We start from the raw sequence: 22,652 nt of genomic DNA, 5'->3' as shown, positions 1-22,652 counted from the left end.
CCCTCCTTATGCGCTTGTAAGACCACCAAAGCGTTGATAGTAGAGCGTGCCGGGCACGGGCAGTTCACCGACGGAGGTTTCGCCCTTCTCGCTGACAAACGCCAGCGCTCCCGGCGCGACACGCTGATAGATATTTATGCAGAGCTGTCGGGCGCTTTGCCCCGCCCAGTGCGCAGGCAGTAACTCTTCCGGCAGCAGCGGGTCCTTCAGCACCACGCGACGATAAAAGTGAATCAGCAGCAGCTGGATCTGGAAACAGCGTTCCGGCGTCAGCTCCTCCGGCGCGGCCTCTTTTAGCAGCGGCAGCAGCGGCCGGAACGAGTTGATAAACGACTCGTACATCGCGTTTTGCTCGGTTAACTGCCAGCACTCTTCTACGCGTGAACGCAGCGCGGCGCGCGAGAGCGCCAGCGGCGAGTGGGCTTCAAAGAAAATCACGTTTTCGGCCACGCCGGCATCGTGAAGCAGGGACTGCACGTCCGCCAGATGCTGCGACGGCGAGGCCATCAGGCTCGGCGCCAACGTGCCAAACCCCTGCCAGATCAGCTGCTTTTTAACGTCGGCCAGGGTGGTTTTATCCAGCCCCTCGGAGAGCAGCAGTAACCATTTGCCGTCCCAGGCGGGCAGTTCCGCACGATAGATCTTATTCTCCGCGCGACGCGTCAGGCGCAGCCCCTTATCGCTCAGGCGGTAAAAGCTGCGTCGCCCGATGCGCGAGACGTCCAGCCAGCCCTCTTTGTTGAGGCGAAACAGCGCGGTACGCACGAACCGTTCGCCAAACCCCATGCCTTCCAGTAAGGCTGCCAGGCTGCCGAGCCAAATCTCACCGCCGCGATGGGAAAGCGCGTCACCGTATAACGAGGAGATAAGCGAGGTCCCGCTGACGGGAACGGAGCTGACCGCGTGCTGGATAAAGGCGTCGAGTTTATTCATGTGATTCATTCTGTTGTTATTTTTGTCCTGGATGAATCATAGCATAGGATTCTGGGATAGCCCGTCACCCTAACCCCCTCCCTTTGGAAGAGGGCCGGGGTGAGAGGAAACTCAGCCGTTGGCCGCAACTTTACGCAGGTCAAACACCCGGCAGGCTTTCCCCTCCGAGCGCGGGATGCTGCCGCAGTTCACGATCGTCACGTCGGTGGAAATCCCCACCATCGATTTAATGCGGTGGCGCAGCTGGTGGCACACCTGGCAACGCTGCTCGTGCGTCAGCGTGAGGCTACTCTCTTTTAGCTCCACCTTCACGGAAAGTGAATCAAGATGCCCGCGACGGTTCACCTCCAGCTGGTAGTGTGGAGAAAGGTGCTCGAACTTCACAATCTCCTCCTCCAGCTGCGACGGGAAGACGTTAACGCCGCGAATGATCAGCATATCGTCACTGCGGCCGCTGATGCGGTCCATACGGCGCATGCTGCGCGCGGTTGCCGGGAGCAGGCGCGTCAGGTCGCGGGTGCGGTAGCGGATCACCGGCAGCGCCTCTTTGGTCAGCGTGGTGAACAGCAGTTCGCCCTGCTGGCCGTCATCCAGCGGCGTGCCGTCGTTCGGGTTAACGATCTCCGGGTAGAAATGATCTTCCCAGATGGTCGGACCGTCGACGGTTTCGATACACTCCATCGCTACGCCCGGCCCCATCACTTCGGAGAGGCCATAGATGTCCAGGGCCGTAATGCCTAAGCGTTTTTCAATTTCACGGCGCATGGCCTGCGTCCACGGCTCGGCGCCGAAGACGCCCACGCGCAGGGAACAGCCGCTGGCATCGCCGCCCATCTGGCGCTCCAGCTCCTCTATCAGGTTGAGACAGTAGGATGGCGTCACCATGATCATGTCCGGCTGGAAATCGCGGATCAGCTGCGCCTGTTTCTCCGTCTGGCCGCCGGACATCGGGATCACCGTCGCGCCTAAGCGCTCGGCCCCGTAGTGCGCCCCCAGCCCGCCGGTAAACAGGCCGTAGCCATACGCCACGTGAATTTTGTCCTTCGCGCTGCCGCCCGCCGCGCGCAGGGAACGCGCCACAAGGTTGGCCCAGTTGTCGATGTCGCCCTGAGTGTAGCCGACAACGGTCGGTTTGCCGGTGGTGCCGGATGACGCGTGAATGCGCACCACCTGCTCCATCGGCACGGCGAAGGTATCGAACGGGTAGTTATCCCGCAGGTCCTGCTTGGTGGTGCACGGGAACTTACGGATATCCGCCAGCTCGTTGAAATCGTCAGGATGAACGCCCGCGGCATCAAACTTGCGTTTGTACATCGGCACGTTGTTATAGGCGTGATGCAGCGTCCATTTCAGACGCGCGGTCTGCAGCGCCTGTAACTCGTCAAGGGAGGCCGTTTCAATCGGATCAAGCTTTGTTGTATTTATCATTGTAGGGTACTCACATTGTTTTTATGCTCAAACACGCTCAAGGATCATGGCAATGCCCTGACCCACACCGATGCACATCGTACACAGCGCGTAGCGCCCGCCGCGTCGGTGCAGTTCGTTACTCGCGGCCAGCGCCAGCCTGGCGCCGCTCATGCCCAGCGGGTGGCCCAGCGCAATCGCGCCACCGTTCGGGTTGACGTGCGCGGCATCATCCGGCAGGCCCAGCTGACGCAGCACGCCCAGCGCCTGCGCGGCGAAAGCTTCGTTAAGCTCGATGACGTCCATATCGTGAATACTGAGTCCGGCGCGCTCCAGCACCCTGCGGGTGGCCGGCACCGGGCCGAGCCCCATCAGACGTGGCTCCACGCCCGCCGTCGCCATCGCCACGATCCGCGTGCGCGGGACTACCCCCTGCGCCAGCGCCATCTTCTCGCTGGCGACGATCAGCGCCGCCGCGCCGTCGTTGACGCCGGAGGCATTGCCCGCCGTGACCACCCCGTTCCTGCGGAACGGCGTTTTTAGCCCGGCAAGCTGTTCGAGCGTGGTATCCGCGCGCGGATGTTCATCCACGCTGAACTCCGTGATCGCCCCTTTTTTGCCCGGCACCGGCACCGGGACGATCTCCTGCGCCAGAACGCCGTTCTGCTGCGCCTGCGCGGTACGCTGCTGGCTGCGCAGCGCGAAGGCGTCCTGATCGGCACGGCTGATATTTAACAATTCAGCTACATTCTCTGCCGTTTCCGGCATACTGTCAGTTCCGAATTGCTGATGCATGAGCGGATTCACAAATCGCCAGCCGATGGTGGTATCGAAGATCTCCGCCTGTCGCTGAAACGCCGCGGTGGCTTTGCCCATCACAAACGGCGCGCGGGACATCGACTCCACCCCGCCCGCAATCAGCAGGTCGCCGTCGCCCGCCTTAATGGCGCGCGCGGCAAAACCAATCGCGTCCAGCCCGGATCCGCACAGGCGGTTGATCGTCGTGCCGGAGACCGTCTGCGGCAGACCGGCCAGCAGCAACGACATGCGCGCCACGTTGCGGTTATCTTCCCCCGCCTGGTTGGCACAGCCGAAAATCACGTCGTCAATCCGCTCCAGATCGAGCTGCGGGTAGCGGGCCAGCAGCGCGCGCAGCGGCACGGCGCCGAGATCGTCAGTTCGAACAGCGGAAAGCGCGCCACCGTAGCGGCCCACCGGGGTTCGAACGCCATCACAAATAAATGCGTCACGCATCAGGCCTCTCCTGTCACGCTGCCGCCGATGCGGTGAGATTTTCCGCGAAAAAGGGCGACGGTTTTCTGTTGTTGGTTCTGAATTTCAATGTCATACACGCCGGTCAGTTTGCCCTGATGCTTCACCCGCGCTGTGGCGGTGAGCGTGTCCCCGGCGAAGCCCGGACGCAGAAAGTCAATCGAGCAGCCGGAGGCTACCGCCGCCAGCCCCTGGCTGTTGCAGGCGTAGGCAAAGGCGGTGTCCGCCAGCGAAAACAGCTGGCCGCCGTGGCAGGTTTTATGGCCGTTCAGCATCTGCGGGGTGATGGTCATGGTCACCACCGCGTAGCCCTCGTCCATCTCGACAATGTCCATCCCCATCGCCTGCGCGCAGGCGTCCCGTTCGTACATAGTGCGGGCGTTATGCCAGGCGTTATGACTCATAGCTACTCTCCAGAAGCGCGCGCTGGCGCAGCAGTGAACAGGGGCGATAGCGCTCTTCGCCGTAATGGCGCTGCAGGTTCTCCAGCAGCGTCAGCAGGCGCTGCCAGCCCAGGCGCTCGCCCCAGGCGATCGGCCCGCTCGGGTAGTTCACGCCCAGGCGCATGGCGGTATCGATGTCCTTCTCGCTGGCGACCCCTTTTTGCAGGGCATCCAGCGCCTCGTTGGCAATCATCGCCAGCGTCCGCCAGATCAGCAGGCCGGGATAATCGGCAATTTGCACCACCCGGAGCCCCTGCTGCTGCAGGTAGCGGATGGCTTTTTGCGTCGCGGTATGCGGGTTGCTGGCCGCGGCGGCAATGACCGCCACGTCGCGCTCAATGCGATCGACCACCACCACCGGGCCGTTGAGCCGCAGCGCCAGCGCCTGCGCGGTCTCCCCCTGCGTTTCAATCAGGTACACATCATCAATTTCCGTGACACCGTCACGTCTTTTTTCCACGCGCATCGGGCTATAGCTGTCGTTCACCGCCTTGACCCACTGCACGTCGGGTTTGTCACCCTGCCAGTCGTAAACGCCCTTCCCGCTCTTTTTGCCCAGCCTGCCTGCCAGCACCAGCTCCTGCTGAACCAGCGAAGGCAGAAAACGACGCTCCTGCCAGAAGGCGTTAAAGACCGAGCAGGTCACCGCAAAGTTCACGTCCTGACCAATCATGTCGGTCAGCTCCAGCGGCCCCATCGGGAAGCCGCCGCCTTCGCGCAGGGCGGCGTCAATCACCTCCGGCGGCGCGACCTGCTCTTCCAGCGCGCGCCAGGCCTCGGAATAGAAAGGACGCGCAACGCGGTTGACGATGAACCCCGGCGTGGACTGGCAGCGAACGGGCTGTTTGCCCCAGTTCAGCGCCAGCTCACACAGCGCGTCGGCCACTTCCGGGGAGGTCGCCAGCCCGCTGACCACCTCCACCAGCTTCATCACCGGCGCCGGGTTAAAGAAGTGCAGCCCTGCGACCCGCTCCGGGTGGTGGACGTCCGCCGCAATCGCCGTGACGGAGATGGAGGAAGTATTGCTGGTCAGTACCGTCTGCGGCGGGCAGATCTCAGCCAGCTGCGCAAACAGCGCCTTTTTCACCTCCAGCCGCTCTGAGGCCGCTTCAATCACCAGATCGGCCGCGGAGAGCGCCTCGATATCCGTGACGGGAACCAGCCGGGCAAGGATCTGGCTCCCGGCATCGGCGGAGAGTTTTCCGCGCGTTACCCGGGAGGCCAGACGATGGCGGATCCCGTCGATGGCCCGCGATATCGCGTCGCTGGAGATGTCGTAGATCAGCACCTGATGACCATGGCTGGCGGCGACTTCGGCAATCCCTGCGCCCATCGTGCCGCTGCCGATCACGGCGACAGTCCGTATATTCAGCATCTTATTTCCCCGTAAAGTTCGGCGCGCGCTTCGCCAGGAAGGCGCTGACGCCCTCGCGGTAGTCGTCGCTGCGCCCGGCCAGGCGCTGATAGTCGCGCTCGAGATCGAGCTGAGCGTCCAGGGTATTGGTTTCCGCGGCATTGATCGCCTGCTTGATCAGCCCCAGCCCGAAGGTCGGCTGCGACGCAAAATGCAAGGCCATCTGCTGTGCCGTGGTGGAAAGCTGCTCGTCATCCACCACCTGCCAGATCATCCCCCACGCCTGCGCCTGTTCAGCGCTGAGTTTGTCACCGAGCAAAGCCAGCCCCATGGCGCGGGCGCGTCCGGCCACGCGCGGCAGCAGCCAGGTGCCGCCGCAGTCCGGCACCAGGCCGAGCTTGCTGAAGGCCATCACGAAGCTGGCGGAACGGGCCGCAATCACCATGTCGCACCCGAGCGCCAGCGTGGCGCCCGCGCCCGCCGCTACGCCGTTAACGGCACAGATGACCGGTTTCGGCAGCTTTGCCAGGCGGCGCACCAGCGGGTTGTAGAAGGTTTCCACGGACATGCCCAGATCCGGCGCAGGGCCGTTGGGGTCGACGTTGCGGTCGTTCAGGTCCTGACCGGCACAGAAGCCGCGTCCAGCCCCGGTGATCAGCAGGCAGCGGATAGTGTCATCGCGCTCGGCCTGTTTCAGGCATTCGGCCAATTGCTGGTGCATCACGTCGTTAAAGCTGTTCAGACGCTCCGGACGGTTCAGCGTAAGGGTCATCACGCCCTGTTCTACATGACTGAGAATAAATTCCACAATTAGCGTCCTTTAAAGTCGGGAGTGCGTTTTTGTAAGAAGGCGTCGATGCCTTCCCGGCGGTCTTCGGTGGCAGAAAGCAGCGTAAACAGCTGGCGCTCCTGGGCCAGACCGGCCTGGAGCGGCACCTCCTGGGACTGGCGCAGCGCCTGTTTGGCCGCCTGCAGCGCCAGCGGCGAGTGGCGCGCCATCAGGGCCGCCTGCTTCAGGGCATACTCCAGCGTCAGCGCCGCCGGGAAAACGTCGCTCACCAGCCCGGCGCTCAGCGCCTGCTCTGCGGTAATGCTCTCGCCGGTCAGCACCATTTTGCTGGCCAGGGATTTACCGACGCAGCGGATAAGACGCTGGGTGCCGCCCGCGCCGGGCATGATGCCGAGCGTGATTTCCGGCAGGCCGAAACGGGCGTTGTCACCGGCAATCACCACGTCGCACAGCAGCGCCAGCTCGCAGCCCGCCCCCAGCGCGAAGCCATTTACGGCGGCGATCAGCGGTTTAGGAAACGCGTTGATTCGCGCCCACAGCTGCGGGCGAATATCGTTCAGAGTGGCAGGCAGGTCTTTCTCCGCCATTTCGTTGAGATCGGCCCCGGCGGCAAAGCAGCGCTCGCTGCCGTAAATCACGCAGACGGCGATGTCGGCATCCACAGCGGCGGCCTCAAGCTGTTCCGCAAGCTGGGTCAACAGCGCGTTGTTGAGGGCGTTGCGCGCCGCCGGACGGTTCAGCGTCAGCTGCAGCACGCGGCCATGACGGGTAGCAATCAGTTCGCTCATGCCATCCCCTTCGCGTCAAAGTCGACGATCACATCGGCGGTTAACGGCAGCGACTGACAGCTCAGTACGTACCCGGCGGCCAGCTCGTCCGGCTCCAGGCTGTAGTTGGTCGCCATGTCCACCTTCCCGCGCAGCACTTTGCATTTACAGGTGGCGCAAACGCCGCCCTTGCAGGCATACGGCAGATCCGCTCCCTGACGCAGGGCGGCATCCAGAATGCTTTCGTCGTCCGCCGCCAGGGTGATTTCACGGTCGCGCCCGTCCTGGCGAACGGTCACTTTCTGTCCTTCTGCCTGCACGTGCGCCGCGCGCTTAACGGTGATTCCGGAGGTGCTAAAGCGCTCAAGGTGAATGGATTTGTCCGGCATCCCCAGCGCCTTCAGCGTGGCTTCCGCGTCATCCATCATGGCAGACGGGCCGCAGATAAACGCCTCGTCATACTGGCGGAAGTTGATCAGGGTTTTCGCCAGCGCCTGCAGCTTTTCCCCGTCGATGCGGCCATAGAGCAGGTCGCTGTCCAGCCGCTCCTGGCTGAAGATAGAGAGCAGCTGCAGCCGCTGCGGGTATTTGTCCTTCAGGTCCGCCAGCGCCTGGCGGAACATCATGCTCTGGCTGCTGCGGTTGCCGTAGATCAGGGTGAAATGGCTGTTCGGTTCGGTCGCAAGCGTCGCGGAGATAATCGCCAGCATCGGGGTGATCCCGGAGCCTGCCGCAATCGCCAGGTAGTGGCCTTCGCGTTCGGCCAGGGGCTGGTAGCCAAACTGCCCCTGAGGAACCATCACCTCCAGCGCCATGCCCGCTTTGATCTCATCCCGGGCATAGCGGGAGAAGCGCCCGCCCTCAATCGCTTTGACCGCCACGCTGATTTCGCCCGGGGCGGTACTTCGGCAGATGGAGTAGCAGCGGCGCAGCTCGTCCCCGCCAAGCGTCGTTTTTAACGTCAGGTGCTGGCCGGGACGGAAGCGGTAGGCCTCCTGCAGGGCCTGCGGCACCGCAAAGGTAATGGTCACCGCGTCGCGGGTTTCGGGTTCCACTTTTGCCACTGTTAATGAATGAAACGTTGTCATGGCAGCCTCAAATACATTTGAAATAGTCGAAGGGCTCACGGCATGAATTGCAGCGGTAGAGCGCTTTGCAGGCCGTCGAGCCAAATTCACTGATAAGCGCGGTGTCGGTGCTGGCGCAGCGCGGGCAGCTCACCTCCACCGGGGCGTGCGCGTGACAGCTATGCCCCACGGGCGGACTGATGCCGTACGCCCGCAGGCGCTCGCGCGCGTCGGGGGTCATCCAGTCGGTGGTCCAGGCGGGTTCAAGCTGGAGCACAATGTGCACCGGGGTAAAGCCGTGCGCGGTCATCGCCTCGCGGATCGCCCCCAGCAGGTGTTCCGTCGCCGGGCAGCCCGAGTAGGTGGGCGTGAAGCCGATAACCCAGCCTTCACCCTGCGCCTTCACGCTGCGCACCATGCCTAAATCGGTGATGGTTAACACCGGCACTTCCGGATCGGGGATCTGGCTTAACAGCGCCCAGATCTGCGGAATTTGCGCAGGCGCGATGTCGACGAGGCGTTGCATAGCGTTCTCCTTTACCACTGCTGACCGGGATACGCGCGCTGGAGATACTGCATTTCCGCCAGCATCGGGCCCAGATGTTCGGTGTGCAGCCCCTGCTTGCCCCCGGTGCGGTACGCCACCTCGGCGGGCACCTGCAGGCAGGCTTCATTCAGACCGGCATACACTTCGCTTTCCCACGGCTGGCGCAGGAGGCGCGGGTCAACCGCCACGCCGGACTCAATCAGCTCAAGCTCGACGTCATCGGCGTCAAACAGCTCGGCCGTAAACCGCCACAGGCTGTCGATGGCCTGCTGCATTTTTTGCGCAGACGTTTCTGTCCCGTCGCCAAGACGCACCAGCCAGCCGCGGCTGAAGCGCAGGTGGTAGCGCGCCTCTTTAATCGCCTTGGCGGCAATGGCGGCAAGCTGGCCGTCGCGGCTTTGGGTCAGGCGTTCGTACAGCGCCACGTTCCAGGCATCCATCAGGTACTGGCGGGCAATCGTGTCGGCGAAGCTGCCGTTCGGCTGCTCCACCAGCAGGACGTTGCGGAACTGCCGCTCATCGCGGCCAAACGCCAGCATGTCTTCATCGCCCTGGCCTTCCCGCTCCGCGGCATAGGTCAGGAAATTGCGCGCCTGTCCCAGCAGATCGAGGCCGATATTGGCGAGCGCGAGGTCGATCTCCAGCTCCGGCGCGTGGCCGCACCAGGCACCGAGACGCTGGGAGAGCACCAGACCGTTGTCGCCCAGACGCAGGGCATAGGCAGTCACTGAATTCATTCTTTGCCTCACATATGCTCGATGCCGTCAGGAATGGTGTAGAACGTCGGGTGGCGGTAAACCTTGCTTTCCGCCGGGTCGAAGAACTCGCCGCGCTCTTCCGGCTGGGAGGCGACAATCTCGCTCGCCTTCACCACCCAGATAGAACAGCCTTCGCTGCGGCGGGTGTAGGCATCACGCGCATTTTCCAGCGCCATGCGATCGTCGGCGGCATGCAGACTGCCCACGTGACGGTGGGATAACCCTTGTTTGCTGCGTACGAACACTTCGTACAGCGGCCAGTAGACATTGCTCATCGTGATTCCTCTTAAGCCACTTTGCGGGCGTGTTGTTTTTCCGCGTGCGCCAGTGCGGCTTCCCGCACCCACGCCCCCTCTTCCCAGGCTTTACGTTTGGCGGCCAGGCGTTCGTGGTTGCAGATGCCGCGCCCGTTAATGACCTCGTCAAACTCGTGCCAGTCGATCTCGCCGAAGCGATAATGACCGCTCTCTTCATCAAAATGCAGGTCGGGATCGGGCACCGTCATGCCCAGCATCTCCACCTGCGGCACCGTGTTGTCGACAAAGCGCTGGCGCAACTCGTCGTTGCCAAAGCGTTTGATTTTCCACGCCAGACTGCGGGCGCTGTTCGGCGAATTGTCGTCGTTCGGCCCGAACATCATCAGCGCCGGCCACCAGAAGCGGTTGATGGCGTCCTGCAGCATCTGGCGCTGAGCCTCGCTGCCCTGCGCCAGCGCCATGCAGGCTTCAAAGCCCTGACGCTGGTGGAAGCTCTCTTCTTTACAGATTTTCACCATCGCGCGGGCATACGGACCGTAGGAGGTGCGGCACAGCGCCACCTGGTTGACGATGGCCGCGCCGTCCACCAGCCAGCCGATCACGCCGATATCGGCCCAGCTCAGGGTCGGATAGTTGAAGATGGAGGAGTATTTCATCTTGCCGTCGAGCATCTTCTGGTAGATGTCTTCCCGCGCGCAGCCCAGCGTTTCCGCCGCGCTGTAGAGGTAAAGCCCGTGTCCGGCTTCGTCCTGCACCTTCGCCAGCAGGATCGCCTTACGGCGCAGCGTCGGGGCGCGGGCGATCCAGTTCCCTTCCGGCAGCATGCCGACAATTTCGGAGTGCGCATGCTGGCCAATCTGGCGGATCAACGTCTTACGGTAGGCGTCAGGCATCCAGTCCTGAGGCTCAATCGCCGTCTCCTGCGCTATGCGCTGCTCAAACCGTTGTTCTTGCGTCACGTCATCACCTTTATGATTCGTTAGTTTGCAAATTAAAGCGTAATGATGAATCACTTTGTTTTTTAAAAGTTACACAAAGGTTAAATATAACCCCAAGAATTGTTTGCTTGTTTTGTGATGCTGCTCGCAAGGCTTTTGCTGAAAGCCTTGATAAGCGGGCCTTGGTATTCTGTGATTCATCCATCCAGATCACATCGTTAACAATTCATTAAAAACTCGGCTTGATTTTTATGATTCACGATCAAACTATTAATGGGTAAATCACGTAACATTTGGAGATAAGCGATGCAGCAGTTAGCCAGCTTCTTGTCCGGCACCTGGCAGTCTGGCCGGGGCCGCGAACGCACTATTCATCACGCCATCAGTGGCGAAGCGCTGTGGAGCGTGACCAGCGAAGGGCTGGACATGGCGGCCGCCCGTCGCTATGCGATTGAGCGCGGCGGCGAAGCGCTTCACGCGATGACCTTTATCGAACGCGCAGCCATGCTGAAGGCGGTGGCAAAGCACCTGCTTAGCGAGAAAGAGACGTTTTATGCCCTGTCCGCCCAGACCGGGGCGACGAAAGCAGACAGCTGGGTCGATATCGAAGGCGGCATCGGCACCCTCTTCACTTACGCCAGCCTGGGCAGCCGCGAGCTGCCGGATGACACCGTGTGGCCGGAAGACGAGCCGATCCCGCTGTCGAAAGAAGGCGGCTTTGCCGCGCGTCACGTTCTGACCTCGAAGTCCGGCGTGGCGGTGCACATCAACGCTTTTAACTTCCCCTGCTGGGGAATGCTGGAAAAACTGGCCCCGACCTGGCTTGCCGGGATGCCCGCCATTATCAAACCCGCTACCGCCACCGCACAGGTGACGCAGGCGATGGTGAAATCCATCGTGGAAAGCGGACTGGTGCCGGACGGCGCCATCAGCCTGATCTGCGGCGGCGCGGGCGATCTGCTGGACCAGCTCGACAGCCAGGACGTGGTCACCTTTACGGGCTCCGCCAGCACCGGGCAAAGCCTGCGCGTGCACCCGAATATTGTGGCGAATGCCATTCCGTTCACGATGGAAGCCGACTCCCTGAACTGCTGCGTGCTGGGGGAAGACGTCACGCCGGAGCAGCCGGAATTTGCCCTGTTCATTCGGGAAGTGGTGCGCGAGATGACCGCCAAAGCCGGGCAGAAATGTACGGCCATTCGCCGCATTATCGTCCCGCAGAGCCAGATTGACGCCGTGAGCCAGGCGCTGGTTGCCCGCCTGGAAAAGGTGGTGGTGGGCGACCCGGCGCAGGAAGGGGTAAAGATGGGCGCGCTGGTCAACGCCGAACAGCGCGCGGACGTGCAGGAGAAAGTGGATCGGCTGATCGCCGCAGGCTGCCAGGTCCGCCTGGGCGGCAAAGCGGATTTGCAGGCCGCGGGCGCGTTCTTCCCGCCGACCCTGCTGTTCTGCCCGCAGCCGGATGAAACCCCTGCCGTCCACGCAACGGAGGCTTTCGGGCCGGTCGCGACCCTGATGCCGTATCGCAACGCACAGCACGCAATGCAGCTTGCCCGCGCGGGCGGCGGCAGCCTGGCAGGCACGCTGGTCACCGCAGACCTGGACATTGCCCGCCAGTTTATTCTCGGCGCGGCGCGCGCCCATGGGCGTATTCAGATCCTCAACGAGGAAGCCTCGAAAGAATCCACCGGCCACGGTTCCCCGCTGCCACAGCTAGTGCACGGCGGTCCCGGACGTGCGGGCGGCGGCGAAGAGCTTGGCGGCCTGCGCGCGGTGAAGCACTACCTGCAACGCACCGCCATTCAGGGCAGTCCGACCATGCTGGCCGCCATTGGCAAGCAGTGGGTGCGTGGCGCAACGGTGCAGGAAGATCGCGTGCATCCGTTCCGCAAATACTTTGAGGAGCTGCAGCCGGGCGACAGCCTGCTGACGCCGCGCCGCACCCTGACGGAAGCGGACATTGTGAATTTTGCCTGCCTGAGCGGCGACCACTTTTACGCCCATATGGACAAGATCGGCGCGGCAGAGTCGATCTTTGGCGAGCGCGTGGTGCACGGCTACTTCCTGATTTCCGCCGCGGCAGGGCTGTTCGTTGATGCGGGCGTTGGGCCTGTCATTGCCAACTACGGCATGGAAAACCTGCGCTTTATCGAGCCGGTTAAACCGGGCGATACCATTCAGGTGCGTCTGACCTGCAAGCGTAAAACGCTGAAGAAACAGCGTACCGCCGAGGAAAAACCAACCGGCGTGGTGGAATGGGCGGTTGAGATCTTCAACCAGCACCAGCAGGCCGTGGCGCTCTACTCCATCCTGACGCTGGTGGCGCGCCAGCAGGGGGATTTCTGACACCTTCCCTTCACCGCCTTTCCTGCCGGGTGGCGCGATGCTTACCCGGCCTACGACGACCAGCCGGGGTGTGACATCGCCCCGCTCTTTTTTTAACCTGGCAAGACTGGCAAATAATCTGGCAGATGCAGGCAAACGCTTTTCTCAGGCGCCTGTCAGGATAAGGCTGTCACAACACAATAAACACAACAAGATGAGGTCTACGATGGGAAGCAATTCTTCTTTTTCTGCCCGTAGAACGGCGCTGGCTATGGCCGTTGCGCTGTGTTGCGCCTGGCAATCCCCTGTTTTCGCCCACGGCAGCGAGGCGCATATGGTCCCGATGGACAAAACGCTGCAGGACTTTGGCGCGGACGTGCAGTGGGATGATTACGCACAGATGTTCACCATTGCGAAAGACGGCGCCTTTGTGAAGGTCAAACCGGGCGCTAAAACCGCCATCGTCAACGGGAAAACCCTCAAGCTCGAGGTGCCGGTGGTGATGAAAGGCAAGAAAGCCTTTATCTCTGACAGCTTCATCAATGATGTTTTCCAGTCCGGTCTTGACCAGACTTTCCAGGTTGAAAAACGCCCTCACCCGCTGAACGCGCTGACGGCGGACGAAATTAAGCAAGCCGTTGAGATTGTCAAAGCCTCGACGGATTTTAAACCGAATACCCGCTTTACCCAGATTGCCCTTGCTGAGCCAGAGAAAGCCAAAGTGTGGGATTTTGTGCTTAACGGTACGGCTGTGGATGCCCCGCGTCAGGCGAAGATTGTGATGCTCGATGGGAAGCACGTTATCGAAAGCCTGGTGGATCTGAAGGATAAAAAAATCCTGCGCTGGGAGCCGGTGAAAGACGCGCACGGCATGGTGCTGCTGGATGATTTCACCGCGGTGCAGCAGATCGTTAACGAGAGCACGGAGTTTGCCGAGGTGCTTAAAAAACACGGCATCACCGACCCGAAAAAAGTGATTACCACGCCGCTGACCGTCGGCTATTTCGACGGTAAAGACGGCCTGAAGCAGGAAGATCGCCTGCTGAAGGTGGTGAGCTATCTCGACGTCGGCGACGGCAACTACTGGGCGCACCCGATTGAGAACCTGGTGGCCGTGGTCGATCTTGAGCAGAAAAAAATCCAGAAGATTGAGGAAGGCGCCGTTGTTCCGGTCCCGATGACGCCGCGCCCCTACGATGGCCGCGACCGTATAGAGACGCCGAAAAAACCGCTCGACATCATTGAGCCGGAAGGCAAGAACTACACCATTACCGGCGATATGGTGCACTGGCAGAACTGGGACTTCCACCTGAGCCTGGACTCCCGCGTCGGCCCGATGATTTCAACCGTCACGTATAACGACAACGGCAAAAAACGCCAGATTATGTATCAGGGGTCGCTCGGCGGCATGATCGTCCCTTACGGCGATCCGGACGTGGGCTGGTACTTCAAGGCCTATCTTGATTCCGGCGACTACGGCATGGGCACCCTGACCTCGCCGCTGGTGCGCGGGAAAGACGTGCCGTCCAACGCGGTGATGCTCAACGAAACTATCCCGGACTACACCGGCGCGCCGATGGAGATCCCGCGCGCGATTGCGATTTTCGAACGCTACGCGGGGCCGGAATATAAGCATCAGGAGATGGGCCAGCCTAACGTCAGCACCGAGCGCCGCGAACTGGTGGTGCGCTGGGTGAGTACCGTGGGCAACTACGATTACATCTTCGACTGGGTGTTCCATGAAAATGGCACCATCGGCATTGACGCCGGCGCGACGGGTATCGAGGCGGTGAAAGGCGTTCAGGCGAAAACCATGCACGACGCCACCGCCAAAGATGACACTAAATACGGCACGCTGATCGACCACAACATCGTGGGCACCACGCACCAGCACATCTACAACTTCCGTCTTGATATGGACGTGGACGGCATCAACAACAAGCTGGTGGCGATGGATCCGGAAGTGAAGCCGAACACCGCCGGGGGCCCGCGCACCAGCACCATGCAGATTAATCAGTACGATATTGATACCGAGCAGCAGGCGGCGCAGAAGTTCGACCCGGGCACGATTCGACTGCTGAGCAACACCAGCAAAGAGAACCGCATGGGCAACCCGGTATCGTACCAGATCATCCCTTACGCGGGCGGCACGCACCCGGTGGCAACCGGCGCGAAATTTGCCCCGGACGAGTGGATCTACCATCGCCTGAGCTTTATGGACAAACAGCTGTGGGTGACCCGCTACCACCCTGATGAGCTTTACCCGGAAGGGAAATTCCCGAACCGCTCTATCCACGACACGGGACTTGGGCAGTACAGCAAGGATAACGAGTCGCTGAACGATCAGGATGACGTGGTCTGGATGACCACCGGCACCACCCACGTGGCGCGCGCGGAGGAGTGGCCGATTATGCCGACGGAATGGGTGCATACCCTGCTTAAACCGTGGAATTTCTTCGACGAGACGCCAACGCTCGGGAAGAAAAAAGACGAAAAATAACCATCCGCCGGGCAATTGCCCGGTTTTTTTTGCCCTGGCGTTTGAGGATCGTCCTGGCTTGCTTATAGTTACTGATATCTCACCTGCATGATTTATCCCCCGGACGGGAAAGGGCTTTATGGAAAAAAGAAAAAAACCGACGCTGGAACGGGCAACCTGGCCAACGCGCCAGGCCATGGTCATGCATGGACTGGCGATGAACTTGCCGTGGCTGGCCTTCGTCAATATCAGCTTCGCGGTGATGATTCTGCTGCGACACGTTCTGCTTAAGGCCAGCGATCCTCTTTATCCCCACTCGCCGCAGCTGACGAGAATCGTCGATGCCTCCATGCTCGGTATTATCATCCTCTCGGCTGCGCTGATCCTTATGGCCTGGCGGCGCATCGCCGGCATCAGCGTGGTGTTGTTTATCTGCAGCGCCATCTGGTCGGTCTCCTGCTTCTGGTTTATCACCCAGCTGCTGCTGCCGCACGTCTGGCCGCTGTGCGTTATTCTGTTACTCGCCGGTTTGACGGCGCTCTATTTTTACCCTGAAGGGCTGCTCGCCTTTGTGCTCCCGCTCTGGATCACCCTGCCGATAGCAAGCTGGATACGAAACGATGGTCTCAACCTTCACTTCGTTGTTATCTGGAGCGTCTTTACGCTGATTCTGATCTGCGGGCGTTTTATTCTGCTGAGCTGGTTTGACGAAGCCTGGCGACGTAACCAGCAGAATCAGCTGCTGATTTCGCGGCTGGATGCGCTGGCGCATCAGGACCCGTTAACCAAAACCGCCAATCGACGGAAAATGGAGGTGGTGCTGGAGAACGCGGTTGAGCAGAAGAAGCCCTTCTCGTTGATTATGCTGGATATCGACTACTTCAAGCGCTACAACGACACCTACGGGCACCAGGCGGGTGACGACTGTCTGACGCGCGTGGCGCGCGTGCTTAAGCAGTCGGTGCGCACACCTGAGGATGTGGTGTCACGCTACGGCGGCGAAGAGTTTCTGGTGATTCTGTTTAATTGCCCGGAGAACATCGCTGAAAAGGTCGCCCTGCGTATCCAGGACGGCCTTCGCGCAGAGGCCATACCGCACGGCGCCTCGACGGTCAGCGACCATGTCACCGTGAGCATGGGGATTGCGGGGATGGCGGGGGGACTCGCGGGCACCGAGATTATCGCCCGCGCCGATGCGGCGCTGTATCGGGCGAAAGAGGCCGGGCGGGATCGGTGGTCGCTGTAGATAAAAGCCGGGTGGCGCTGCGCTTACCCAGCCTACGGTTCGAGTCGTTGTAGGCCGGGTAAGGCGTAGCCGCCACCCGGCTTGCTTTTTAATACCGCACGCACACCGACTTGGTTTCACACCAGCCGTCCAGCCAGTCCGGACCAAAGTCACGCCCTGTTCCGGACTGCTTCATCCCGCCGAACGGCAGGTTGGCGTCGATCAGCGTATGGCTGTTCACCCACACGGTGCCCGCCTGCAGCCTGTCGGTGTACTCCAGCGCCTTGCTGATATTCTGCGTCCAGACGCTGGCCGTCAGGCCATATTCGGTGTCGTTTGCCAGCTGGAGCGCCTCTTCCCCGTCGGCGACGCGTACCAGGTTGACCACCGGACCGAATACTTCTTCGCGGGTGAGCCGCAGCGAGGCATCCGGGTTCACCACCAGCGTCGGCGACACGTAATAGCCTTTGCCCTCCGGACCACGGTTACCGACGATCAGCTCCGCGTTGCGCGACGTCGCCTCATCAAGGAAGGACTGCACCTTGTCGCAGTGCGCACGCGACACCAGCGGGTTGATAAAGGCCTCCGGCGACATGCCCGGCCCGATGCTAAGGGATTTCACCGCCTGTTCGAACCCGCCGACCAGCGTGTCAAACAGCGGGGCCTCTATGTAGATACGCGAGCTGGCCGCGCACACCTGCCCCTGGTTCAGGAAGCTGCCGGTCATCAGGCCTTCGATTACCCATGCCGGGTCCGCATCCTTGAGCACAATTGCCGGGTTTTTCCCGCCCAGCTCCAGGGTCACCCCGGTGAGCGTGTCCGCCGCCGCGCGGGCAATTTGCTTACCCGTTGCCGTTGAGCCGGTAAAGCTCACCTTCGCAATATGCGGGTGCGAGGTCAGCGCTGCGCCACACACCGCGCCGCTGCCGGTCACCACGTTGAACACCCCGTCCGGGATGCCCGCTTCACTGGCGAGTTCCGCCACGCGCAGCAGGGTCAGCGGCGTGGTTTCCGACGGCTTAATGACGATAGAGCAGCCCGCGGCCAGCGCTGGCATCACTTTCCACATGCCGATCATCAGCGGGAAGTTCCAGGGCACGATCCCGGCCACCACGCCAATCGGCTCTTTACGCGTCCACGCCTGATAGCGTGCCCCTGCGGTAGCGGGATGGAGAGATCGAGGGTTTTGCCCGCAATTTTGGTGGTCAGCCCGGCGGTATAGCGCATCCAGTTCAGGGTGCAGCCGACTTCAAAGGCACGGGAGATGTTGATGGACTTGCCCTGCTCCAGCGTTTCAAGCTGAGCCAGCTCCTCGCCGTGCTGTTCGACGAGATCGGCGAAATGGAGCAGGATCCGCTCGCGCTCCGCCGGGAGCTTTCCGGCCCAGGTACGGGCCACAAAGGCGCGCCAGCCGGACATGACGGCACGATCAACGTCGTCGACGCTGGCATCGGCAGTTGAGGCAATCACCTCGCCCGTGGCCGGGTTGTAGACATTAAGCCGCTTTTCACTGTCCGACGCGGCCTGACGCCCTTCAATCCACAGGCCATGCTGTCGGTCTAAAAATTGTTGCACGGCAGGCTGAATAGCCACCAGTGATTCAGACATAGGATACTCCTTCGTTATTCTTCGCAGGGTGTTCATCCAGTCTAAGAGGGGTTTTGCATTCTCGCTTTTGTCTCTGTGACATTCGCTTTGCCACCTGTGACAGGCGCCGCAAATCGCGATAATTGCCGCTTATATCGCTGTTACCGGTGAGTGTTCTTTCCTATAGTCAGCCTCATAGCTCTGACAAAATGCAACACAAATGCAACAATGCGAAAACGTTGACGGTGCAGTGAGAGAAACGATGGCGTGTGCAAGCGAGCAGGAACAGTATCAGCAGTGGCTGGCGCAAATTAACCAGGTTTGCGGGCGTTTTAACGCGCAGCCCACCGGGGGCAGATTCTACGGCGAGCTGGAGACCAGCTATGCGCGCAGCCTGAAGCTCAGCACCGTCACCGCCGGTGGTGTCAACCTGTTCCGCTCCCGTGAGGAGATCAAACAGAGTAACGATGCCTGGTTCTATACCGTGTTTCAGCTCGAAGGCAGCGCGGAGATTGAGCAGGATGACCGTCGCGCGGTACTCAGAACCGGGGATATCACGCTGATTGACGCCTCACGCCCCTGCTCGATCAACTGGCAGGAAAAATCCCGCCAGATTTCGCTCCTGGTTCCCCGTCAGATTATTGAGCAGCAGTGCCGTTTTCAGGAGATAAGCTGCGCCACCGCCCTTTCCCGCACGCTGCCCACGGTGCAGCTAAGCCATCGCCTGTTGATGGAGAGCATGAGCAATGCCAGCCTGAGTGACCGGGAGAGTGAAGCGGCGCTCGAAGCGATGATTTGCCTGCTGCGCCCCGCTTTCCAGCAGCGCGAAATCATTCAGCCGCGTAAGGAGCGCCAGTTCCAGCATGTGGTGGCGCTGATTGACGACCATATTCAGTCTGAATCGCTGCGCCCGGAATGGATTGCCGCCGAAAGCGGTATGTCCGTGCGCAGCCTTTACCGTATGTTTGCCGAGAAGGGGCTGGTGGTTGCGCAGTACATTAAAAACCGCCGCCTGGATCGCTGCGCGGAGGTGCTGCGCGCAGCCGGTGATGACGAAAAGCTGGCGGGCATTGGCTACAGCTGGGGGTTCACCGACCATAGCCATTTTTCAACGGCGTTTAAGCAGCGCTTTGGCGTTTCGCCGGGTGAATACCGCAAGCGCTACCGCTAGCTATTTTTTCAGCCATTTTCCGTTAATGCCCTTCACATACTCGCCCGGCTGGGCGCGAGCAACCAGTTTTTGCCCTGCCATTTTGGCCACTTCATCGACCGGCAAATTATTGCTGTCAGCCAGCTTCTGGTAGCTTTCCGTGCGCGCCGCGTTGATGCGATTGACCAGCGCCAGCGTTTCGGCATCCTGTTGAATCGGGGCCAGATAACCGCTGAGGGTTTCCCCCACGCGCCCCTGGGCCCGGGCATCGTTGAGGGTGAGCGTAGCGGCCTGTACGTTCATCCCCAGCGCCAGCAAAATCAGAGCTACTCGTTTCATGGCATCCTCAGAACAGATCGCTGCGCGATTTCAGCAGGGTTTCAACGTCTTTATCGACCTTAATGTGGATCTCATGTTCGATTTTGACATTCATGTTGATGGTAATCGGCTCCTTTGGCGCAGCGACTTCAATGCGCGGCGTACAGCCGGACAGTAGCGCGGCAACGGCAACGGTGAGCGCACCAGCCATCTTTTTCATTGTTATTCCTCACTTTCCTTGCCAGTCGAACTGCGGAGACCGGGTATCGCCGCGTGTTGCTCAAACCAGGTTTGCAGGTTGTCTCCAAAACGCAGGCTGCGCCAGAGGGTAAAGACATTCTCGTCATGGGTATAGTTCAGGTTGACGGAGCTGCTTTTGCCATCGACCCGGCTGGTCCCCTTGATGGTCGCCTGCATGGTTAATTCACCCAGATTATCTAAATTGAGTCTCGTCCACGAACGCGAAATTTCCATGTAGCGGAGCCAGTTAATCGCGGCGCCCGCGACCATATTGTCTTTCACGATGGCGTCGGCCGTATCTTTGTCGATGCGCAGCGTCATTGGCCCCGGGTTGGTCAGCCAGCCATCCTTAATGATCCATTTTTCGTTGTCCAGCCAGAACGGCAGCGCCCCGCTGACCGGCCCCGACATGGCGAACTGTTTCGGATTGACGGCGCTAATCAGCTCGCTCGAGGAGATATTGTCCACCCGCAGCAGGGCCGGATCGTGCTGCGGCATTCGCAGCTGCTGCATGGTGATCTTCCCGCCGAGGGTTTCCACCTTCACGTTGGTGAGCAGCAGCGGATTGTCCTCCGTCCAGGGATAATCGCCCTGTAAATCCGCGGTAATGTTGCGCGCGGTCACCAGGTTAACCACTTCACCGATGCGCAACGTGACCGGACCGCGCGTGCCCAGAGACCAGGTGCCCTCGCTGAAGCGGAACGGCAGCACAAAATCGACGCCGTTAATCTGGTTGTCGGGCATCCAGGCGCTGCCGGATTTCAGCACCCCATGCCCGCCCGCTTCAAAGCCCTGATCGGCCGCCGCCGAGAAGGCGACCTGCGCATAAAGCTCCCCACCGCGCAGCGTCATTTTCCAGTCCGGCGGAATAAGCGGCTGGAATACGGTGAGGGACTGTTTCGGCCACCAGGCCTGCCCGCGAAGGCGCACACCATCCCAGCGTCCGTTCACCTGTACCGGGCCGATGTTGTCCGCATGGAGGTCACCCTTAAACTGAAAAATCGTCGGGTCGGTGCCGTCGACGCTGAAGGTCAGGACCGAGGGCGGCAACACGCTGCCGCCGGAGAAACGGGTTTGCCCTGCGTTGAGCGACAACGCCCCACTGAAGGTTGGTTTTTCGGCATCGCGCAGCCAGCGTACAGGCCGATCAAGCACCAGACGCGGCGTGCTGACCTCCATCGTGCCGTACTGAAGCTTGTCAAAGCCGGTGGAGAGCGCCGTCAGCTCAATAAGGTTGTCGCGCCACTCGCCTTTCCCGGCGACATCCCAGCGGGCATGCATCGGCGTAAAGCCACCTTTGCCCCAGTAGCGCCACTGCCACAGGCCGTTATCGGGTAAAAAGTCGTTGGCCTGACCGTCCAGGTGGAGTTCAAAATCGCCCATCTCGTTTTCATGGGCGCGCAGAATCGCCTGTAAACGACCGTCCACCCCCTTCCGGGTGAGCTTCACGCCCGCCAGCGGCCAGCGGATTTCATCGATATCGAGCGAGTCAATGATGCGCCCGCGCGAGCGAAGCAGCGCGCCCGGCTCAAAGGCGAGCTGCGGTTCATACAGGCTGCCGGTCAGTTTTGCCGGTAATTTGGCGTAAAGAATGAGATCGTTTTGCTTCGCCTCGCCGCTCAGGTGCAGGGGCATGTCGCTGTTTTCCATGCTGAGCCTGCCGGGCCCAATATTCAGTACCGCGTTGCCTTTACCCGCATCGCCTTGCGTCAAGACGTTCAGTCGTCCGGTCAGGGTGGCTTTCTCCAGCCCCTGCTGCCAGTTGTCGGCGCGAAGGGACACCCGTCCGCTCAGCGGCATACCCGAGAGATCCCAGTTCCAGCGCCCGTCGCTGATGTTGAGCTGTTGCGCCGTGATCTTCCACGGCAGGTCGAGAAGCGGATCGGGGTTGTCTCTCGCCATCACCACCAGCTGTCCCTGATTGTCTTCCCAGTCGAGATCGGCATCGACCAGAGACGTTAACTGTGGCACGTTAAAGGTCGCCACCGCGTGGCCTTTCACCGGCACGCCGTCCGGCACCAGCGGCAGGGTAAACTCGCCCACCAGCTTAATCGGCTGCGGCTGATCCGGGAGCTGAACATCGAACTGGCTGACCGAGAGCGTCTGACCGCGAAGCGTGCCTTTAATGCTGACCTGCTCACCTTTATAGGCGATCTCCTGGCTGGACGGGGTTAGCGACGCCTGCAGCTCGCCCTGCCACTGCTGCCAGGGCGACAGCGTCAGACGGTGAATCGTGAGCCAAGTATTGGGTAACACTGCCTGCCATTGTGCCAGCGTTTTGGGGGCGACCGTTGAGGGCGCCGACTGGGGAATTTTGCTCAGGCAGACGGTGTTAAGATCCAGCGCGCCGATATCCAGCTTCCAGCGGCTGGGGTGTGACAGCGTCACGTTATCGATGCGGGCAATTTCGCAGTCTTCCACCAGATAGCGAAGATCGGGGATCACCAGCGCGCGGCGAGTCAGTTTCGGACTCTCTTCGAACGCGATGCGCGTCCCGACGGGAAGCCAGATCCCGGCGAGCGTCGGTACCCACTGAGCGAGCGTCATCAGCAGCGTCAGCGGCAACAATATGAACAGCAGTAAAAGCGCAAGAGCGGCTTTGTATTTACCCTTCATGGGCAGTTAATATCCTGATTTAGCGAAAGAATTAAGCCGGCAGTGCCGATCATTGTCGCATGTTTAGCGGTTGAGTTGAAGTTGACGCCAAGTTAAGAATAGATGCTGTAATAGTAAGCGGTAATTTTTTTGCTATGCGTAACCTAAAGAATATAGTTTCGGTTCAATTGGTTACGCAT

The 22,652-nt window shown here is 60.8% G+C and carries 20 protein-coding genes and 1 pseudogene; 4 read left to right on the top strand and 17 right to left on the bottom strand.

Going from position 1 to position 22,652, the window contains the following annotated elements:
- Positions 1–6 precede the first annotated feature (6 nt).
- From paaX to BFV67_RS24395, 13 genes are all read right to left on the bottom strand, one after another.
- Complete coding sequence (paaX, locus tag BFV67_RS09880) at positions 7–942, bottom strand: phenylacetic acid degradation operon negative regulatory protein PaaX (RefSeq protein ID WP_021241337.1); 936 nt, start codon at positions 940–942, stop codon at positions 7–9.
- A 102-nt stretch (positions 943–1,044) separates the two neighbouring features.
- Positions 1,045–2,361 carry a phenylacetate--CoA ligase PaaK gene (gene paaK, locus BFV67_RS09875; RefSeq protein WP_045335932.1) on the bottom strand — a complete coding sequence of 439 codons (1,317 nt, stop codon included), beginning with the start codon at positions 2,359–2,361 and terminating at the stop codon, positions 1,045–1,047.
- 27 nt (positions 2,362–2,388) lie between these two features.
- Positions 2,389–3,594: a 3-oxoadipyl-CoA thiolase gene (gene pcaF / locus BFV67_RS09870; RefSeq protein WP_069598229.1), complete on the bottom strand. Its 1,206-nt coding sequence runs from the start codon at positions 3,592–3,594 to the stop codon at positions 2,389–2,391.
- Complete coding sequence (paaI, locus tag BFV67_RS09865; protein ID WP_008502373.1) at positions 3,594–4,016, bottom strand: hydroxyphenylacetyl-CoA thioesterase PaaI; 423 nt, start codon at positions 4,014–4,016, stop codon at positions 3,594–3,596. The genes pcaF and paaI overlap by 1 nt, the downstream gene beginning before the upstream one ends.
- Positions 4,006–5,430 carry a 3-hydroxyacyl-CoA dehydrogenase PaaH gene (paaH, locus tag BFV67_RS09860; protein WP_069598228.1) on the bottom strand — a complete coding sequence of 475 codons (1,425 nt, stop codon included), beginning with the start codon at positions 5,428–5,430 and terminating at the stop codon, positions 4,006–4,008. The genes paaI and paaH overlap by 11 nt, the downstream gene beginning before the upstream one ends.
- 1 nt (position 5,431) lies before the next feature.
- Entirely contained in the window at positions 5,432–6,220 is a 789-nt protein-coding gene (paaG, locus tag BFV67_RS09855; protein WP_110973552.1) for a 2-(1,2-epoxy-1,2-dihydrophenyl)acetyl-CoA isomerase PaaG, read from the bottom strand.
- Positions 6,220–6,987, bottom strand: a complete 768-nt coding sequence (paaF, locus tag BFV67_RS09850) for a 2,3-dehydroadipyl-CoA hydratase PaaF (RefSeq protein WP_069598227.1) — start codon at positions 6,985–6,987, stop codon at positions 6,220–6,222. Before paaF ends, paaG begins: the two co-directional genes overlap by 1 nt.
- Complete coding sequence (gene paaE, locus BFV67_RS09845; protein WP_069598226.1) at positions 6,984–8,054, bottom strand: 1,2-phenylacetyl-CoA epoxidase subunit PaaE; 1,071 nt, start codon at positions 8,052–8,054, stop codon at positions 6,984–6,986. The genes paaF and paaE overlap by 4 nt, the downstream gene beginning before the upstream one ends.
- 7 nt (positions 8,055–8,061) lie before the next feature.
- Positions 8,062–8,559, bottom strand: coding sequence for a 1,2-phenylacetyl-CoA epoxidase subunit PaaD (gene paaD / locus BFV67_RS09840; protein WP_008502378.1), 498 nt, complete (start codon positions 8,557–8,559; stop codon positions 8,062–8,064).
- 11 nt (positions 8,560–8,570) lie between these two features.
- Entirely contained in the window at positions 8,571–9,317 is a 747-nt protein-coding gene (gene paaC / locus BFV67_RS09835) for a 1,2-phenylacetyl-CoA epoxidase subunit PaaC (RefSeq protein WP_069598225.1), read from the bottom strand.
- A gap of 8 nt (positions 9,318–9,325) precedes the next feature.
- The gene (gene paaB, locus BFV67_RS09830) at positions 9,326–9,613 is read right to left on the bottom strand and encodes a 1,2-phenylacetyl-CoA epoxidase subunit PaaB (protein WP_008502380.1); all 288 of its coding nucleotides are present in this window, start codon (positions 9,611–9,613) and stop codon (positions 9,326–9,328) included.
- Between the two features lie 11 nt (positions 9,614–9,624).
- Positions 9,625–10,554 (bottom strand): 1,2-phenylacetyl-CoA epoxidase subunit PaaA, encoded by a 930-nt coding sequence (gene paaA, locus BFV67_RS09825; RefSeq protein WP_069598224.1) that lies wholly within the window; start codon positions 10,552–10,554, stop codon positions 9,625–9,627.
- 10 nt (positions 10,555–10,564) lie between these two features.
- Entirely contained in the window at positions 10,565–10,738 is a 174-nt protein-coding gene (locus tag BFV67_RS24395) for a hypothetical protein (RefSeq protein ID WP_162274153.1), read from the bottom strand.
- A 101-nt stretch (positions 10,739–10,839) separates the two neighbouring features.
- Between BFV67_RS24395 and paaZ the strand changes: the two genes are divergently transcribed.
- The 3 genes from paaZ (at position 10,840) to BFV67_RS09810 (ending at position 16,583) form a co-directional block, all read left to right on the top strand.
- The gene (gene paaZ / locus BFV67_RS09820) at positions 10,840–12,879 is read left to right on the top strand and encodes a phenylacetic acid degradation bifunctional protein PaaZ (protein WP_069598223.1); all 2,040 of its coding nucleotides are present in this window, start codon (positions 10,840–10,842) and stop codon (positions 12,877–12,879) included.
- A gap of 205 nt (positions 12,880–13,084) precedes the next feature.
- Complete coding sequence (tynA, locus tag BFV67_RS09815) at positions 13,085–15,358, top strand: primary-amine oxidase (protein WP_069598222.1); 2,274 nt, start codon at positions 13,085–13,087, stop codon at positions 15,356–15,358.
- A gap of 118 nt (positions 15,359–15,476) precedes the next feature.
- Complete coding sequence (locus BFV67_RS09810; RefSeq protein ID WP_023344047.1) at positions 15,477–16,583, top strand: GGDEF domain-containing protein; 1,107 nt, start codon at positions 15,477–15,479, stop codon at positions 16,581–16,583.
- An 88-nt stretch (positions 16,584–16,671) separates the two neighbouring features.
- Here BFV67_RS09810 and BFV67_RS09805 read toward each other — a convergent pair.
- Positions 16,672–18,170 (bottom strand): annotated as a pseudogene (locus BFV67_RS09805) (aldehyde dehydrogenase family protein).
- A 241-nt stretch (positions 18,171–18,411) separates the two neighbouring features.
- Between BFV67_RS09805 and feaR the strand changes: the two are divergent.
- Complete coding sequence (gene feaR / locus BFV67_RS09800) at positions 18,412–19,320, top strand: transcriptional regulator FeaR (RefSeq protein ID WP_021241324.1); 909 nt, start codon at positions 18,412–18,414, stop codon at positions 19,318–19,320.
- Here feaR and BFV67_RS09795 read toward each other — a convergent pair whose 3' ends face one another.
- Genes BFV67_RS09795 through BFV67_RS09785 form a run of 3 tightly spaced genes read right to left on the bottom strand, consistent with a single transcriptional unit; the run spans position 19,321 to position 22,473 of the window.
- A complete protein-coding gene (locus tag BFV67_RS09795; protein WP_008502387.1) occupies positions 19,321–19,638 on the bottom strand; it encodes a YdbL family probable chaperone protein in 318 nt (105 codons plus the stop codon).
- 7 nt (positions 19,639–19,645) lie between these two features.
- On the bottom strand, positions 19,646–19,837 hold the full coding sequence (locus tag BFV67_RS09790) for a YnbE family lipoprotein (protein WP_008502388.1): 192 nt from the start codon (positions 19,835–19,837) through the stop codon (positions 19,646–19,648).
- 2 nt (positions 19,838–19,839) lie between these two features.
- Entirely contained in the window at positions 19,840–22,473 is a 2,634-nt protein-coding gene (locus tag BFV67_RS09785; protein ID WP_069598221.1) for a YdbH family protein, read from the bottom strand.
- Between the last annotated feature and the right edge of the window lie 179 nt (positions 22,474–22,652).

This window comes from Enterobacter roggenkampii (assembly GCF_001729805.1).
GTDB lineage: Bacteria > Pseudomonadota > Gammaproteobacteria > Enterobacterales > Enterobacteriaceae > Enterobacter > Enterobacter roggenkampii.
Note: the sequence above shows the minus strand (reverse complement) of the source record. Positions and strands in the feature narration are given on the sequence as shown.